General features: G+C 69.4%; 15 protein-coding genes and 1 tRNA gene. 8 read left to right on the top strand and 8 right to left on the bottom strand.

The annotated features are described in order from the left end of the window. The first annotated feature begins 338 nt into the window (after nt 1-338). Nucleotides 339-1400 carry a histidinol-phosphate transaminase gene (gene hisC, locus Q7T09_RS07785; protein ID WP_304699000.1) on the top strand — a complete coding sequence of 354 codons (1062 nt, stop codon included), beginning with the start codon at nt 339-341 and terminating at the stop codon, nt 1398-1400. Here the strand turns inward: hisC and Q7T09_RS07790 are convergent. The 3 genes from Q7T09_RS07790 to Q7T09_RS07800 all read right to left on the bottom strand — a co-directional run bounded on the left by Q7T09_RS07790 (nt 1397) and on the right by Q7T09_RS07800 (nt 3538). Then, entirely contained in the window at nt 1397-1891 is a 495-nt protein-coding gene (locus Q7T09_RS07790) for a GNAT family N-acetyltransferase (RefSeq protein ID WP_304699001.1), read from the bottom strand. The genes hisC and Q7T09_RS07790 overlap by 4 nt on opposite strands. Then, nucleotides 1888-2178, bottom strand: a complete 291-nt coding sequence (locus Q7T09_RS07795) for a DUF1778 domain-containing protein (protein ID WP_304699002.1) — start codon at nt 2176-2178, stop codon at nt 1888-1890. The genes Q7T09_RS07790 and Q7T09_RS07795 overlap by 4 nt, the downstream gene beginning before the upstream one ends. A 202-nt stretch (nt 2179-2380) precedes the next feature. Continuing rightward, on the bottom strand, nt 2381-3538 hold the full coding sequence (locus tag Q7T09_RS07800) for a Gfo/Idh/MocA family protein (protein ID WP_304699003.1): 1158 nt from the start codon (nt 3536-3538) through the stop codon (nt 2381-2383). A 91-nt stretch (nt 3539-3629) separates the two neighbouring features. Here Q7T09_RS07800 and Q7T09_RS07805 point away from each other — a divergent pair, with 91 nt between their 5' ends. The 5 genes from Q7T09_RS07805 (at nt 3630) to Q7T09_RS07825 (ending at nt 7317) form a co-directional block, all read left to right on the top strand. Further along, nucleotides 3630-5330 (top strand): class I adenylate-forming enzyme family protein, encoded by a 1701-nt coding sequence (locus Q7T09_RS07805; RefSeq protein ID WP_304699004.1) that lies wholly within the window; start codon nt 3630-3632, stop codon nt 5328-5330. A 245-nt stretch (nt 5331-5575) separates the two neighbouring features. After that, complete coding sequence (locus tag Q7T09_RS07810) at nt 5576-5911, top strand: hypothetical protein (RefSeq protein WP_304699005.1); 336 nt, start codon at nt 5576-5578, stop codon at nt 5909-5911. A gap of 109 nt (nt 5912-6020) precedes the next feature. After that, entirely contained in the window at nt 6021-6515 is a 495-nt protein-coding gene (locus Q7T09_RS07815) for a hypothetical protein (RefSeq protein WP_304699006.1), read from the top strand. 26 nt (nt 6516-6541) lie between these two features. Further along, the gene (locus Q7T09_RS07820) at nt 6542-6940 is read left to right on the top strand and encodes a hypothetical protein (protein WP_304699008.1); all 399 of its coding nucleotides are present in this window, start codon (nt 6542-6544) and stop codon (nt 6938-6940) included. Then, nucleotides 6940-7317 (top strand): hypothetical protein, encoded by a 378-nt coding sequence (locus Q7T09_RS07825; RefSeq protein WP_304699010.1) that lies wholly within the window; start codon nt 6940-6942, stop codon nt 7315-7317. The genes Q7T09_RS07820 and Q7T09_RS07825 overlap by 1 nt, the downstream gene beginning before the upstream one ends. Nucleotides 7318-7379: 62 nt before the next feature. Here Q7T09_RS07825 and Q7T09_RS07830 read toward each other — a convergent pair whose 3' ends face one another. From Q7T09_RS07830 to epmA, 5 genes are read right to left on the bottom strand one after another with little or no spacing between them, the layout of a single operon-like run. Next, the gene (locus Q7T09_RS07830) at nt 7380-10520 is read right to left on the bottom strand and encodes an efflux RND transporter permease subunit (protein WP_304699019.1); all 3141 of its coding nucleotides are present in this window, start codon (nt 10518-10520) and stop codon (nt 7380-7382) included. 22 nt (nt 10521-10542) lie between these two features. Next, entirely contained in the window at nt 10543-11796 is a 1254-nt protein-coding gene (locus tag Q7T09_RS07835; RefSeq protein ID WP_304699012.1) for an efflux RND transporter periplasmic adaptor subunit, read from the bottom strand. Next, entirely contained in the window at nt 11796-13076 is a 1281-nt protein-coding gene (locus Q7T09_RS07840; protein WP_304699014.1) for a TolC family protein, read from the bottom strand. Before Q7T09_RS07840 ends, Q7T09_RS07835 begins: the two co-directional genes overlap by 1 nt. A gap of 52 nt (nt 13077-13128) precedes the next feature. Next, the gene (locus tag Q7T09_RS07845; RefSeq protein ID WP_304699015.1) at nt 13129-13557 is read right to left on the bottom strand and encodes a hypothetical protein; all 429 of its coding nucleotides are present in this window, start codon (nt 13555-13557) and stop codon (nt 13129-13131) included. A 47-nt stretch (nt 13558-13604) separates the two neighbouring features. Continuing rightward, on the bottom strand, nt 13605-14654 hold the full coding sequence (gene epmA / locus Q7T09_RS07850) for an EF-P lysine aminoacylase EpmA (protein ID WP_304699016.1): 1050 nt from the start codon (nt 14652-14654) through the stop codon (nt 13605-13607). A gap of 77 nt (nt 14655-14731) precedes the next feature. Between epmA and efp the strand changes: the two genes are divergently transcribed. Further along, on the top strand, nt 14732-15331 hold the full coding sequence (gene efp, locus Q7T09_RS07855) for an elongation factor P (RefSeq protein ID WP_304699018.1): 600 nt from the start codon (nt 14732-14734) through the stop codon (nt 15329-15331). Nucleotides 15332-15340: 9 nt separating this feature from the next. Further along, a tRNA-Ser gene (locus Q7T09_RS07860) sits at nt 15341-15430 on the top strand. Nucleotides 15431-15641: the final 211 nt, after the last annotated feature.

Genomic DNA, 15641 nt, shown 5'->3' on the forward strand with positions numbered 1-15641 from the left:
CCTTCGCCCGCCTCGTCCGAGCCAACCTCATGCACCGACGCGCACTCGACCAGCTCACCAGGCCCCCACCACCCTCGCCCACAGATCCAAGACAGCTGACCTTGGACCTGCGCCCAGCGTGAACCGGACAGCCGTGGGACAGGCCCGAGGATGACGATTGGGAAAGAGGGCGGGGGTGGTCTGTTCGTGACGTTCGTGAGGTTCGTGGTTCCATCTCTTCCAGCGGTGACGCCGCGAGGCCCATCAGATCGTCCACGAACCACACGAACGTCACGAACAAGGGGGGCAGGGCGCTTTCCAGGCTGTAAGACACGGCAAACCCACGGCCCGAGGATTCCATGAGCCGCCTCTGGAGCGACCTGACCCACACCCTCTCGCCCTATGTCCCGGGCGAGCAGCCGCAAATCGCCGGCCTCATCAAGCTCAACACCAATGAGAGCCCGCTCGGCCCCTCGCCCAAGGCCCTGGCCGCCGTCGCCGCCGAGGCCCGCGACACCCTGCGCCTCTATCCGGACCCGCAGGCCACCGCCCTGCGCCGGGTGCTGGCCGCCTATCACGGCCTGGAGTCGGCCAACGTCTTCGTCGGCAACGGCTCCGACGAGGTCCTGGCCCACGCCTTCGCCGCCCTGCTGAAGCACGAGGCGCCGTTGCTGTTCCCCGACATCAGCTACAGCTTCTATCCGGTCTACAGCCGCCTGTTCGGCATCGAGGCGGAGACCATCCCCCTAGACGACGCCTTCAACATCCGCGTCGCCGACTACCGCCGCGCGGCCGGCGCCATCATCCTGCCCAACCCCAACGCGCCGACCGGCGTGGCCCTGCCGCTGGCCGATATCGAGACCCTGCTGGCCGACCACCCGAACGCCCCCGTGGTGATCGACGAGGCCTATGTGGACTTCGGCGCCCAGACCGCCATCCCGATGATCGCCACCCACGACAACCTGCTGGTGGTCCGCACCTTCTCCAAGAGCCGGGCGCTCGCCGGCCTGCGGGTCGGCTATGCCCTGGGCCATCCCGACCTGATCGCGGCCCTGACCCGGGTGAAGGACAGCTTCAACTCCTACCCCCTCAGCCGCCCCGCCCAGGCCGGCGCCATCGCCTCGGTGCAGGACGAGGGCTATTTCCAGGCGACCCTGGCCACCATCACCGCCACGCGTGCCAAGCTGGTGGAGGGCCTCACCGCCCTGGGCTTCGAGACTCTGCCGTCGAGTGCTAACTTCGTCTTCACGAGACACCCCGACCACAGCGGCGCGGCCCTGGCCGCAGCCCTCCGCGAACGCGCCATCCTGGTGCGCCGCTGGGACGCGCCGAGGATCGGGGAGTATCTGCGGATTACTGTCGGGACGGAGGAGCAGTCCGGGAGGTTGCTGGCGGCGCTCGCGGAGATCCTGTGCGCTTAGAACCGGCCCCGCAGATCCTTCACCAGCACCATCAGATGATACGGATCGCTCGACGAGGCCACGAAATCGAACCGCTCGTAGAAGCCTTTGGCCTCGTCATCCTTGGCATGAACGACAAGCGCCCGGATGCCGGCGATCCCGGCGGCCTGGAGCGTGCGCAGGCTGGCGTCCTTCAGCAATCCGGCCCCGAGCCTGCGCCCCTGCCATTCCGCGGCCACCGCTAGCCGGGCCAGGAGCATGATCGGAACCGGATGCCGCGCCAGGCCCTTCACCAGTCGCTCAGGCGCGTCATCATAGTCCACCTGGCCCACCGCCAGGCTGTAATAGCCGACAATCTTGTCCCCGTCGGTCGCCACATAGGTCGTTGACGCGCCGGCCTGCTGGCTCTGGAGCGCGTGGCGCACCAGGAACCGGTTGAGCCCCTCCTTGCCACAGTCGAAGCCTTCGACGACGTGCTCGCGCCGCAGCTTCTCGATGCGCAGGCCGCTCATCCCTTTTCGGAAGTCTCGAACACGCTCGGGGTTTCCAGCAGTTCGATCAGCCGGGGCAGGGGGCGCGCCGGCGCATCGAGCGCCGCCTGGAACGCCGCCCACTGCTCGGCGTCGAGCCCGAAATGCTGGCGATCCGGCAAGGTCTCCGCCGCCCGCGCCAGGGCGCTCTCCAGCACGAATTCGCTCACCGACCGCGAACTCGCCGAGGCGGCGGTCTGCAGCACGCGCTTGGCGGCGGCGGTGAGGCGGAGGTCGAGCTTTTCGGTGCGAGAGGCGGGGCTAGTCATGTCGGTGTCCTCGATCACAGCGAGGATACTCGCCCGACATTGTCGTGACAAGCGCGCAAGGCGCCGTTCATCCTGGCGAAAGGGGAGGGGGTAGCCCGTTCGTGTGGTTCGTGAGGTTCGTGGTTCCAATTCTTGAAGCCGCGACGCCGCGAAGGCCCATCAGATTGTCCACGAACCCCACGAACCCCACGAACCAGGAGCCTCAACCCTGCGCCTCATCCAACCCCGCCCACATCTCCCCGCAGTCGAGCATCGTCCCGGTCTCCATCGCCTGGTCGATGGCCATCACCGTCAGCCCCGCCTCCATGGCGTCGAACGGCGTCACCGGGAACGCGACCCCGGTCTCCAGCGTCGCCAGAAGGTCCCGCGCCATGGCCTGGTCGGCCCCGTTGTGGCTGTCGGCGGTGACCCCGCCATAGTCGATCCGCTCCGGCTTCTGGCGGCTCAGCGTGCGGCGGATCATCAGCTTGTTGCGCACCAGGTCGGCGATCAGGGTGGCGTCGGTCCCGGCCACGTACCAGCGCCGCTCGGGCAGGCTCACATGGCTGTTGGCGTGGAAGGACAGCCGCACGCCGTTCTCGTACTCCACCATGGCGGTCTGGTGGTCGGTGACGTCCATGTCGCTCTCGAAGGCGTCGTTGGCGCCCATCCAGCCGGGGTTGGTGGCCACATAGGCCGGCGTCCCGTCGTCATAGGTGCGCGGCGCGCCCGCCCGCTCGGACCGGAAGATCTTGCGCCCGCCGAAGCTCGCCACCTTGGACGGCCGCGCGCCCACGATCCGCCCGAAGATATCGAAGTCGTGGCAGACCTTGTCCAGCAGGTAGCTGCCGCCCCATTCCTGCTTGCGCCGCCAGTTGCGGGCCAGATAGGCGCCGTGCTCGACGTTCAGGTGTTCGGTGGCGTCGATGGAGACGATCTCCCCCAGTTCGCCTGAGTCCACGCGCTTGATCACCTCGCGGACGATGGGCATGGAGCGCATGACCAGGCCGATGAACAGCGGCGGCCGGCCGGGCTCGGCCAGGGCGCGGGCGAGCGCATAGGTCTCCTCCACCGTGCGCACGATCGGCTTCTCGGCGAAGATCGGATAGCCGGCCGCCATGGCCAGGCCGAGATGGCGCATGTGCAGGTGGTTGGGCGTGCCGATCATCACCAGGTCATAGGGCCCGTCGGCCAGCAGGGCGCCGGGGGAGGGGTAGCTGACCCCCGGATCGATCCCCGCGGCGGCCAGGATCGGCGCCCCCACCGGCCCCGGGTCGACGTGGCCGGCCACCTCCAGGCTCCAGCCGACCTCCTTCATGGCCGCCAGCACGTGGGCGATCCGTTGGCCGAGGCCGATCACCCCGATGCGGTAGGTTTTCATTTGCCGTCCCCCCGTTTCCCGCTTGGCGCACCCTGCGGAATTCCGACACTATGGAGCTTCAGCCAAAAATCAAAAACGCGTTGGGGACGAGATGCACTACAAGGAACTCAAGCAGGCCTGGGCCGAGCTGACGGCCCCGGGCCAACCCTTCGAGATCGAGGAGATCGAGGTTCGCGGGAACCTGATCCGCAATTTCAAGAACGCCCCGCCCAACATCCGCGCCGTCTGGCTGTCCACCGCCGCCTATGGCGACCGCGACTACCTGGTCTACCAGGACGAGCGGATCACCTACGCCCAGGCCCATCAGAAGGTGAACGCCATCGCCGCCTGGCTCTGGGCCGAGGGTGTGCGCCCCGGCGACCGGGTGGCGATCGCCATGCGCAACTATCCCGAATGGATGCTGATCTACTGGGCCTGCGTCTGCCTCGGCGTCGCCTGCGTGGGCATGAACGCCTGGTGGGTCACCGACGAGATGGAATATGCCTTCAAGGACAGCGCCCCCAAGGTGGTCTTCTGCGATGAGGAACGCCTGGCCCGCATCCTGGAGCGCCCGGCCATGGCGCAGGGCGTCCGCCTCATCGTCACCCGCATGGCTGAGCCGCCGCAGGGCGTCCTGCCCTTCTCCGAGGTCACCCGCCGCGGCGGCGACATGCCCGACGTGCAGATCGACCCCGACGCCGACGCCTGCATCTTCTACACCTCCGGCACCACGGGCTTCCCCAAGGGGGCCCAGCTCACCCATCGCGGCTGCGTCGCCAACCTGATGAACATGGGCTTCTCGGGTCAGGTCCAGGGCCTGGCCACCATGCGGGCCAACGGAATCGATCCCGCCGCCGCCCCGGCCCCGGGCATCCCCGCCGGCCTGATCGTCACCCCCCTGTTCCACGTCACCGCCAACAACTGCGCCGCCTACGCGCTCACCGCCGGCGGCGGCAAGATGGTGCTGATGTACAAGTGGGATCCGGGCGAGGCCCTGAAGCTGATCGCGCGCGAGAAGATCACCGCCATGAGCGGCGTGCCCACCATGGCCCGTGAGGTGATCACCCACCCCGACTTCGCGACGACCGACACCTCCAGCCTGCTGTCGCTCGGCGGCGGCGGCGCCCAGCTGCAGCCCGACCTGGTGGCCAAGATCGATTCCGCCGTCGCCACCGCCCGGCCCAACACCGGCTACGGCATGACCGAGACCTGCGGCATCATCACCTCGGTGGCCGCCGACTTCTTCGTCGACAAGCCCGACAGCTGCGGCCCGGCCATGCCCACCTTCGAGGCCCGCTGCGTGGACGACGACGGCCAGACCGTGCCGCCCGGCCATGTGGGCGAGCTCTGGGTCAAGGGCGCCCCGGTGATCAAGGGCTATCTCAACCGCCCCGACGCGACGGCCGAGAGCATCACCAACGGCTGGCTGCACACCGGCGACGTGGCCCGCATCGACGAGGACGGCTTCATCTTCATCGTCGACCGCAAGAAGGACATGGTCCTGCGCGGCGGCGAGAACGTCTACTGCGCCGAGGTGGAGGCCACCTGCTATCGCCACCCCGCCGTGGCCGAGGTCTGCGTCTTCGGCGTCCCCGACGAGCGCCTGGGGGAGGAGGTCGGCGCCGCCGTCCTGCTCCGCCCCGGCCACAGCCTTACCGCCGACGAATTGCGGACCCACTGCATGACCCTGATGGCCAAGCACAAGGCCCCCCGCTACGTCTGGTTCCTCGACGAAGCCATCCCCCGCAACGCCTCGGGCAAGTTCCTCAAACGCGCCCTGCGCGAAAGCCTGAAGGTGGAGGACGCGGCCTAAGGCTCCGCCGACCTCCTCCTCGCCCCCGCTCGCGGGGGAGAGGTCGGGTGGGGGGGCCTCCGCGCAGCGGAGGTCTCTCGGCGCCGCCGCGCATTCGGCCCGCCTGCAAGGCCCTCACCCAACCTCTCCCGCAAGCGGGAGAGGAGCGCGTTGTGTCGTCCGTCTGCCCCCGCTCGCCGCGCCCCCGGAAAGGGCGTAGCCTCTCCGCTCGGGGCGCGGCGTTGCGCCCGATCCTGGAGGTTCGCATGTTCCTTCGCCTCGCCCTGGGCCTGGGGCTCCTGAGCCTGGCCGCCGCCCCCGCGTCCGCCGGAGTCTATCGCGGGCCGGGGCAGTACGTGGTGGTCTCCAGTTCCTACGTGGTCGGCGACGGCCCGGACGGCCGCCGGTCGGAGCACTATTACGGTCCGATCGAGGGTCCGTTCGACACCCGGCCGGCCTGCGAGGCCCGCGTCGCCGAACTGAAGGCGCAGCAGCAGGCCCGCGACGTCCTGGACGGCCACGCCCTCTTCATGTGCTACGCCCTAGACGCGCCCATGCCCGCCGACTCCGGCGTCTGGTGGCAGCCGCGGCGCAACGAATAGGCGGCGCCACCGCGACCGGCGGGGCGCGGCCTCCACAATTCGGGTCATCAGCCGCTTGTCAGGCCCCGGGGCCTGACCGAGGCTCCTCTCCAAACGCGGGAGGGTGGTCATGCGCGGTCTGGTGGGTCTTCGTCACGCGGCGTTCGTCGCCCTGGTCGCCCTCGCGCCCCTGGGGACCGCGCGGGCCGCCCCGCCGGAACCGGCGGCCTGCGCGGCCCTCAAGTCCGGGGCCGAGGCCGCGCTTTCGGCGACCTCGACGCTCTCGACCGGGCCGGTCTCCTATCCGGGGCTGGCCGACGCGCCGGGCTGCACCATCACCTTCAGCGGCACGGGCCAGGTCTTCGGGCCCAGCTTCCAGGCCGTCGGCGCCAAGCTGGACGCCATGCTCAAGGGCCAGGGCTGGACCCAGGACCACAACGCCGACGCCGATGGGCCCACGGGAACCGCCACCGGCTATCGCAAGGCGACCACCGCCGTGGCCGTCAGCGTCGGCTACGACACCCCCAAGGGGGTCTGCCGTGAGGACGCCCCGATGGCCAGCTGCCATCCGACCCCGGCTCAGATGTCCTACACCATCACCCTGGGCGCCCGCCCGGGCTCCTGAACCGCGCAATCCTCGGAGTCACGACCATGAAGCGTCTGCTGATCGCGACCGCGCTCGCCCTGCTGACCACCGGATCCAGCGCCTCGGCCATGGGCGGGGCGGGGATCATCCTGGATCCCAAATGCCTGTCGGACGCGGCCTGGGCCGTGGATCCGACCGCCGGACCCATCAAGTTCTTCGGCTGCCGGCCGGCCTCGGAGATCCCGGCGCCCGACGCCGACGGCTTCACCACCTACACCAAGCCCCTGGTCAACGGGACCGACGGCGGCTTCACCAGGGTCAAGCTCATCACCCTGAAGCAGCCCAATATCGTGGTCTTCAACGTGCAGGACAACGGCGGCGGCAGCGGCACCATGTCGGTCACGGTCACCGGCGTGCCGGGCCCGGACGGCGTCATGGAAACCGCCGGACTGACGGCGCAGTGATGAATATCCTCGCCGCCGGCCTCGCCCTGGCCCTGCAGGGCGCGCCCTATTACGAGGGCGTCGCCCGCGACAGCTTCGCCGCCTGGTCCTTCACCTCCGGCGTGATCGCCACCCAGGGGGCGGTGAAGACCACCTCGGTCCAGACCCTCTATGACAGCCCGACCGCCTTCAACGGCAATCCGACCCCGGTGGCCTGGTCGATCCACCAGGTGGCCTTCGACTGCCAGGCCAAGACCGCCACCTTCCTCAGCGGCGCCAACTACGCCAAGAGCGGCGGGCTCATCAACGCGGCCAACCCCAGCCCGGCCACCCCCTGGACCGACTACACGACCGGTTTCCAGCAATTGGCCGCCGAGGTCTGCGCGATGAAGGGTTAGACCCTGAGCACTTCAGAAGAGCCCATCTGAAGCGCCCAGGGTCTGGGAGAGGAGGGCCGCCGCTACACCATCCCGCGCGCCTCCGCGTCGCGACCGTGGACGATGCGATAGAGCGCGGGCAGGACCAGCAGGGTGAGGATTGTCGAGGAGATGATCCCCCCGATCACCACGCTCGCCAGCGGTCGCTGCACCTCGGCGCCGGCCCCGACATTGAAGGCCATCGGCACGAAGCCGAGGCTGGCCACCAGGGCGGTCATCAGCACCGGCCGCAATCGAGTCAGCGCCCCCTCGGAGATCGCGTCATCCAGGGGTCGGCCCTGGGCCACCAGGTTGCGGATGAAGCTGACCATGACGACGCCGTTGAGCACCGCGACCCCCGAAAGGGCGATGAACCCCACCGCCGCCGAGATGGAGAGCGGCAGGCCGCGCAGCAGCAGCGCCGCCACCCCGCCGGTGAGCGCCAGGGGCACGCCGGAGAACACGATGGCCGCGTCCTTGGCCGATCGGAATAGGGCGTAGAGCAGGCCGAAGATCAGCAGCAGGACCGCCGGAACCACGAGTTGCAGGCGCTTGGCCGCCGAGATCAGCTGTTCGAAGGTCCCGCCATAGGTGACCCAATACCCGCTGGGAATCTCCACTTCCGCGCCCACCTTCCGCTGGACCTCGCCGATGAAGGAACCCAGGTCGCGGCCCCGGACATTGGCGGTGACCACCACCCGGCGCTTGCCGTTCTCACGGCTGATCTGGTTGGGGCCGATCTCCACCTCGACCTTGGCCACGTCGGCCAGCGGGACGAAGCCGCGAGGCCCGTCCCCCGAGGCCGCCAGCGGAATGCGCAGGCGGCCGATCGCATCGACGTCGCGGCGCAGGTCTTCCGGCAGGCGCACGATGACGTCGAAGCGCCGGTCGCCCTCGAAGATCTGACCGGCGACCGCGCCGCCCAGGGAGGTGGCGACCACGTCCTGCACATCGGCGATGTTCAGGCCCAGCCGGGCGAGCGCCGCCCGGTCGGGGGTGATCTGCAACACTGGCAGGCCGGTGACCTGCTCGACGCCGACGTCCTGCGCCCCTTCCACACCGCCGACCACGGCCTCCAGCTGGTTACCGAGCTCCAGCAACTGGTCGAGATCGTCGCCGAACACCTTGACCGCCACGTCGGCGCGCACCCCCGACAGCAGTTCGTTGAACCGCATCTGGATCGGCTGGGTGAACTCGTAGTTGTTGCCGGGAACCTCGGCGACGGTGGCCTGCAGTTCCTCCACGAGCTTGGCCCGCGGCTTGCGTGGATCTGGCCAGTCCTTGCGGTCCTTCAGCAGGATGAAGGTGTCGGCGACCGACGGCGGCATGGGATCGGTCGCCACCTCGGCGGTGCCGATCTTGGCCACCACCCGTTCGACCTCCGGCAACGACTTTATCCGGGCTTCCAGGGCGGTCTGCATCTGGATCGCCTGGCTGAGGCTGGTGCCGGGGATGCGCAGGGCGTGCATGGCGATGTCGCCCTCGTCGAGATTGGGGACGAACTCCGAGCCCATGCGGCTGGCCGCGAAGCCCGCCAGCGCCACCAAGGCCACCGCGCCGGCCACGAAGGTCCCGCGCCGCCGCAGCGCCGTCTCCAGGACCGGCTGATAGAGGCGCCGGGCGCCGCGCATCACCGGGCTTTCCTTCTCCTCGACCTTGCCGGTCACGAAGAGCGCTACGGCGGCCGGGACAAAGGTGAGCGACAGGATCATCGCCGCGGTCAGGGCGATCACGACGGTGATGGCCATGGGGTGGAACATCTTCCCCTCGACCCCGGTGAGCGCGAAGATCGGCACATAGACCAGGGTGATGATCAGCACGCCGAACATCGAGGGGCCGATCACCTCGTCCGTCGCGGTGGCCGCCAGGCTGAAGCGTTCGTCGCGGCTCAGCACCCGGCCAAGCCGATGCTGGGCCTCGCCGAACCGCCGCAGGCAGTTCTCGACGATGATCACGGCCCCGTCGACGATCAGGCCGAAGTCCAGGGCGCCCAGGCTCATCAGGTTGCCCGAGACCCTGGACTGCACCATGCCGGTGATGGTCAGCAGCATGGAGAACGGGATGATGGCGGCGGTGATCACGGCCGCGCGGATGTTCCCCAGCAGCAGGAACAGCACGACGATGACCAGCAGGGCGCCCTCGACGAGGTTGGTCGCCACCGTCTTGATCGCGCGGTCGACAAGATCGGTGCGGTCATAGATCGGCACGGCGGTGACGCCGGGCGGCAAGGCCTTGGCGGCCTCCTCCAGGCGCGCGGCGACCGCGCGGGCCACGGTGCGGCTGTTCTCGCCCACCAGCATGAAGACTGTGCCCAGCACGACCTCGGCGCCGTTCTCTGTGGCCGCCCCGGTGCGAAGCTCCTCGCCCATGCCGACATCGGCCACGTCGGCGACCCGGATCGGCACGCCGCCGCGGTTGCTGACGATGACGCCCTTGAGGTCGTCGATCCCCGCGACCTGGCCCGGGACCCGGACCAGGTATTGCTCGCCGAACCGCTCGACATAGCCAGCGCCGATATTGGCGTTGTTGCGCTCCAGGGCCGAGATCACCTCGCTCAGGGTCAGCCCATGGGCCGACAGGCGCTCGGGCAGGGGGGTGACATGGTACTGCCGTTCGAAACCCCCGATGGTGTTGACCTCGGTGACCCCGGGCGTGTTGCGAAGTTGCGGCCTGATCACCCAGTCCTGCAGGGTGCGCAGGTCCTCGGGCGTATAGGGCCGCCCGTTCGGGCCGCGCGCGCCGGGCTTGGCCTCGACGGTGTACATGAAGATCTCGCCCAGGCCGGTGGAGATCGGACCCATCTCTGGCGCGACCGCGGGGGGTAACTGGCCGCGCGCGATCTGCAGGCGCTCGTTGATCAGTTGACGGGCGAAATAGATGTCGGTCCCGTCCTCGAAGACGGCGGTCACCTGGCTAAGCCCGTAGCGGGAGACCGAGCGCGTATATTGCAGGCCCGGGACGCCGGCGATGGCAGTCTCCACCGGGAAGGTGATCCGCTGCTCGGCCTCTAGGGGCGAAAAGCCCGGGGCCTCGCTGTTGATCTGCACCTGCACGTTGGTGATGTCGGGGGTGGCGTCGATCGGCAGGCGCTGGAAGCTCCAGACGCCAATGGCGGCGGAGACCAGGACCAGGGCCAGGACGGCCCACCGGAACCGGATCGAGAAGGCGACGATCCGCTCCAGCAGGGCTGGGGCGGCGGGCGTGGCGTCAATGGTCATGGCTGGCCCCTGACTTCTCGATGTCGGCGCGGATCAGGAAGGCGCCGTCCGCCACGTACTCGGTTCCGGGTTCCAGCCCTCCCAGGACCTCGGTCCATTCCGGGGTCCGGCGTCCGAGTTCGAGCATCCGGACCTCGTAGGTGTCGCCCACCTTGGCGAAGACCACGGTGAAGTCCCGGAAGCGCTGCAGGGCCTTGGTGCGCACCGCCAGCGGCGCGGAGGCCTCCCCGATCACGAAGGACCCCTCGACGCCCATGCCGGGCCGGAAGCTCTGCGCCGCGCCCGCAGGCAGGTGGACGTGGGCCATCAGGGTCTGGCTCGCCACGTCGGCGGTCGGCAGGATCGCCTCGACCTTGGCCTTCAGCCGGGCCTCGCCGGAGAGGGAACGCACCTCCACCGGCTGGCCCAACCGGATGCGTTCGGCGTCGCGCGGATAGACGAAGAACTCCGCGTGCAGCTGGGTGGGATCGGCGACGACGAACAGGGGCTGGTCGCCGGCCACGCCGCCGACATTGGCGGCCTTCTCGACGATCACCCCGCTGATCGGGGCGGGGATCGTATAGGCCTGCAGGCTGTGGCTGGACTCCACCCGGGCCATTGGCTGGCCCTTGCGGACCGACTGGCCGAGTTCTCCCCGCAGCATCAGGATCCGGCCCGGATACCAGGCCCGGACCTCGGCCTTGCCCTCCGGGGTGATCTCCACCCGGCCCGCCATGTCGATCAATTCGCCGATCAAGGCCGGCCCGGCGGTCTCGGTGCGGACCCCGCCGGCCTTGGCCGCCTCAGCCGAAATGGTCGTCCGTCCTTCGTAGGACGCATAGGTCCACTGGTGGCTTCGGCCACCCTCCACCGCCCGGACCTTGACGTCGAAGGAGTGGGGCTCGACCACCACGCCGGCTCCGCGCAGGTAGTCTTCGACGGGCGCGAAGGCGAAGCGGTCGACCTTGCCGCCAAGGCGGGTGAGTTCGACGCTCACCTGCGCCTGCCGGGGGTCGAGCGGCTTGTCCTCGCGATAGAGATAGACGTGGAACTCGGGCTCCACGCCGTCCTCGAAGATGGTCATCTCGACGGCGAACTCGCCATCGCGGAGCAGGCGGCCGCGATGCGGGCCGCGCTCGTAGTCGCCTGTCGGCGCGGCGTGCTCGCCGCCTTCGGCCTTGGCCGCGGGACGGTCTCCACAGGCGGCGAGCAATCCGCAGGCGAGGATGAGGCCGCCGAGGGCGCGGATGGGATAGACGGGCATCAGTGGCTCTCCGCGCTGGCGATGAGGGCGGCGTGGCGACCGGTCAGCCGGTCGAGGCGCACGTCATCTAGATGGATGGTCTTCAGGAGGTGGATCCTTCGGGCCTTGGCCTCGATGACCGCGCGTTGGGCGTCGGCGACCTCCAGATAGGTGAAGGCGCCGCCGCCGCGATTGAAGCCGTCGCGCACCATGGCCACCGCGCGTTCGGCGCTGGGCAGCACCTCGACGTCGATGCGGCGGACCTCGGCGAGCGTGGCCGTCCGCCGAGCGGTCAGGCGCGCGACCTCGCGTTCGCGCAGGACGCGGGCGGCGACGATGTCGGCCTCGGCCGCCGTCCGCTCGGCCTGGGCGCGTTCGATGTTGCCCCGGTTGGTGTCGTGGCGACCGAGCGGGATCGATCCGCCGACAATCACCGCCACCTCATTGCCATCGCCGAAATGGCGAACCCCCGCCCGCCAGGTCGGATCCTGTATGGTGCGGGACTGTTCCAGTCTGATGCGGCTGGCCGCCGCGTCACGCTCAGCGCTCAAGACCGCGAAGTCGGGGGTTTCCGTGAGGGGGCCGGGCGGCGCGAATGCCGTCAGCTCAAGCTGTCGGGGATCGAGCTCGAAGTCGGGCGCGCCGCCCCAGAAGGCGGCCAGGGCGACGCGAGCCTGGCGGGCGCCCTCGATGGCCTGGTCCCGCGCGATCCGCCCTTGGGCGACCGCGGTGCGGGCGCGCTCGCCGGCGAACAGGGGATCTCGGGCGGCCCTCACCCGGCGGTCCACCTCCTGCGCGAGCCGCTCGGCCGAGGCCAGCTGTTCCTCCGCGACGCCGATCGCCGCCTGAGCGGCCAAGGCCTCGACCCAGGCCGCCTGGGCCTCGGCGAGGAGATCGAGGGCCCGAACCTTGGCCCGCGCGCGCGCCAGACCCAGCTCGGCCTGAGCAACGCCGGATCTGGCCTCGCGCTTGCCGCCTCGCTCCCAGGTCTGCTGATAGGAGATGGTGGCTTCGGAGCGGTCGAGCAGGGAATGGTCGCCGGACCCGGCGAAGTTCTCCAGGTCGAGGCCGAGACTTGGATTGGGGCGCACCCCGGCCTGGCGCAGGCTCGCCTCGGCGGCCTGGACCCGGGCGGCGATGGCCGGTCGGGCCGGGTCGTGGACGGCGGCCCGCGTCAGGGCCTCGGGCAGGGTCAGGGTCTCGGCGGCGGCGTCGAAACCGATCGCCGCGAACAGGACGGCGCCGGCCGCCAGGAAGTGGCGGGACGGCGCCCGGAGGCGCGCGTCGGATGGGATTGGCATGAGGGTCTCGCGAAGCAGACGTGGATCGGCCCACGTCGGACGACGCGGGGGCTCAGACGCTGAAGGTGAGGCCTTTGGGAGGGCGTTCAGGTCCCGACGAGCCGGGTCCTGTGATCAGGTTGTCGGAGCCGGCCGCCGGGCGCGCGCCGGGCCGTCCGTCGAGAGCGCCATAGGCGGCGACCGAGCCGAGGAGGCCCTGGGGCCCATCCGCATGGTGGTGGTGCTGGCCGGTGTCCCGATCCTGGCTGGTGTCCGCGCCGTCGGCGGGCGGCTGGGAATGGTCGTCGTGATCGCCGTCCTGAGGGTGATCGTCGAACGACAGGTCGCTGAACGCCGAGTGCTGGTGATGATGGTCCGGCTGGCCCTGATGCTGCAACTGGTCGACGACGCCGGCGGCCGAGGCGTTGGCGTAGACCAGCGACAGCGCGACGCAGAACGTCACGATGGCGATCCTCAGGGCGGGGAACAGCGATGCGCTCACGACCGCATGACTATAGGCGCCCGCGCCGATCCTCAAGCGAGTAGTGGTCAATCCGGAACCGGCGTCCAGATCACCTGGTCGATGCGCGCCGCCCCCGTCGCCAGCATCACCAGGCGGTCGAAGCCCAGGGCCGCGCCGCTGGCCTCCGGCATCACCGCGAGCGCCGCCAGGAAGTCCTCGTCGATGGGATAGCGCTCGCCATAGACCCGATGCTTTTCGTCCATCTCGGCGCTCAGACGGTCAAACTGCTGGTCAACGTCGGTCAGTTCGCCAAACGCGTTGGCCAGTTCGACGCCGCAGGCATATAGTTCAAATCGTTCGGAAACTCGGGGGTCCCCCGGCTTCGGACGGGCCAGTGCGGCCTCCTTCGTCGGGTACTCGTAGAGCAATGTCGGTCGGCCCATCCCGAGGTGCGGCTCGATCTTCTCCACCAGAACCCGTGACACCATATCGGACCAGGTGTCGTCGGCCGCCGTCCGGATCCCCCGCTCGGCCATCTGGCCCGCCAGCACCAAAGGGTCGACTCCTCCATCCGCGGCCACCGACATGAAGAGGTCGATCCCGGCATGCCGATCGAAGGCCTGCGCCACCGTGACCCGTTCCGGCTCGGCATAGGGGTCGCAGGCATGGCCCCGGAACCGCAGCGACTCCGCCCCCACCGCCTCCGCCGCCAGGGCCAGCAGGCTGGCGCAATCGGCCATCAGCACCTCGTAGGGCGCCTCGGCGCGGTACCATTCCAGCATCGTGAACTCGGGATGGTGCAGGGCCCCGCGCTCGCGGTTGCGCCAAACCTTTGCGAAATCAAAGATCTTCCGCTCGCCCGCCGCCAGCAGCTTCTTGCAGGCGAACTCCGGGGAGGTGTGCAGGTAGAGCGGAGAGCGCTCTCCGTCGGTTGTGATCGCCTCCGTGGCGAAGGCGTGCAGGTGGGCCTCGTTGCCCGGCGACACCGCCAGGGCCGCGGCCTCCACCTCGGTGAACCCCTGACCCTCGAACCAGGCCCGGATCGCCTTCAGTATGGCGTTGCGGCCCAGCAGGTAGGGCCTGCGATCCTGGTGGTTCTCGGGCCGCCACCAGGGCGAGGGCAGGGGGGTGGGCACGCTGAGGCTCCAAGACGCTGGCGATCCTGGCCCGGATCGCTATAGGAGCGCAGGAACTTAGCACAACGCGCCGGCCGATGGGCCCGCGCGACCAAAGGACGAATGACTTGCCAAAAGTAGCCGCCAGCTCCCTCCGGAAGGGCTCCGTCGTCGACATGGACGGGAAGCTCTACGTGGTCCTCAGCGCCGAGAACATCCACCCCGGCAAGGGCACCCCGGTGACTCAGCTCAACATGCGCCGCATCTCCGACGGGGTGAAGGTGTCGGAGCGCTACCGCACCACGGAGTCGGTCGAAAAGGCCTTCGTCGACGAGCGCGATCACACCTTCCTCTATCAGGACGGCGACGGGTTCCACTTCATGAACCCCGAGAACTACGACCAGCTGACCGCGCCGGAAGACGTGGTCGGCGACGCCGCGCCCTATCTGCAGGAGGGCATGACCGTCCAGCTCTCCACCCACAACGACGTCCCGATCGCGCTCTCCCTGCCGCGCCTGGCCACCTTCGAGATCGTCGACACCGAGCCCTCGGTGAAGGGCCAGACCGCCTCGTCCTCCTACAAGCCCGCCGTGCTCTCCAACGGCCTGCGCACCATGGTTCCGCCCTATATCGCGCCGGGCACCCGGGTGGTGATCCTCACCGAGGACGGCTCCTATGTGGAGCGCGCCAAGGACTAATCCTGACCTGGACGGGTGGCCGAGTGGTTTAAGGCAGCGGTCTTGAAAACCGCCGTGGGTGAGAGCCCACCGTGGGTTCGAATCCCACCCCGTCCGCCAGGACGTCGTCGACCTTAACGGATTAACCATCCTCCTTAACCGCAGTTCAAAGCCTTGGCGCGCAATGTTTGGCGCAAGAACCGTGCGCTGGGGGGCGTCCGGGAGGAAGGATCTGCGACCATGCTCGCCCATCGCCACAGCGCCGTCGGGCGCAAGCTCGTTCTCATCCTGATGTCCAGCGCCGCGCTCGCGGCCTGCGCCACGCCCCATC

This window comes from Phenylobacterium sp. (assembly GCF_030645195.1).
In the GTDB taxonomy this organism is placed as follows: domain Bacteria; phylum Pseudomonadota; class Alphaproteobacteria; order Caulobacterales; family Caulobacteraceae; genus Phenylobacterium.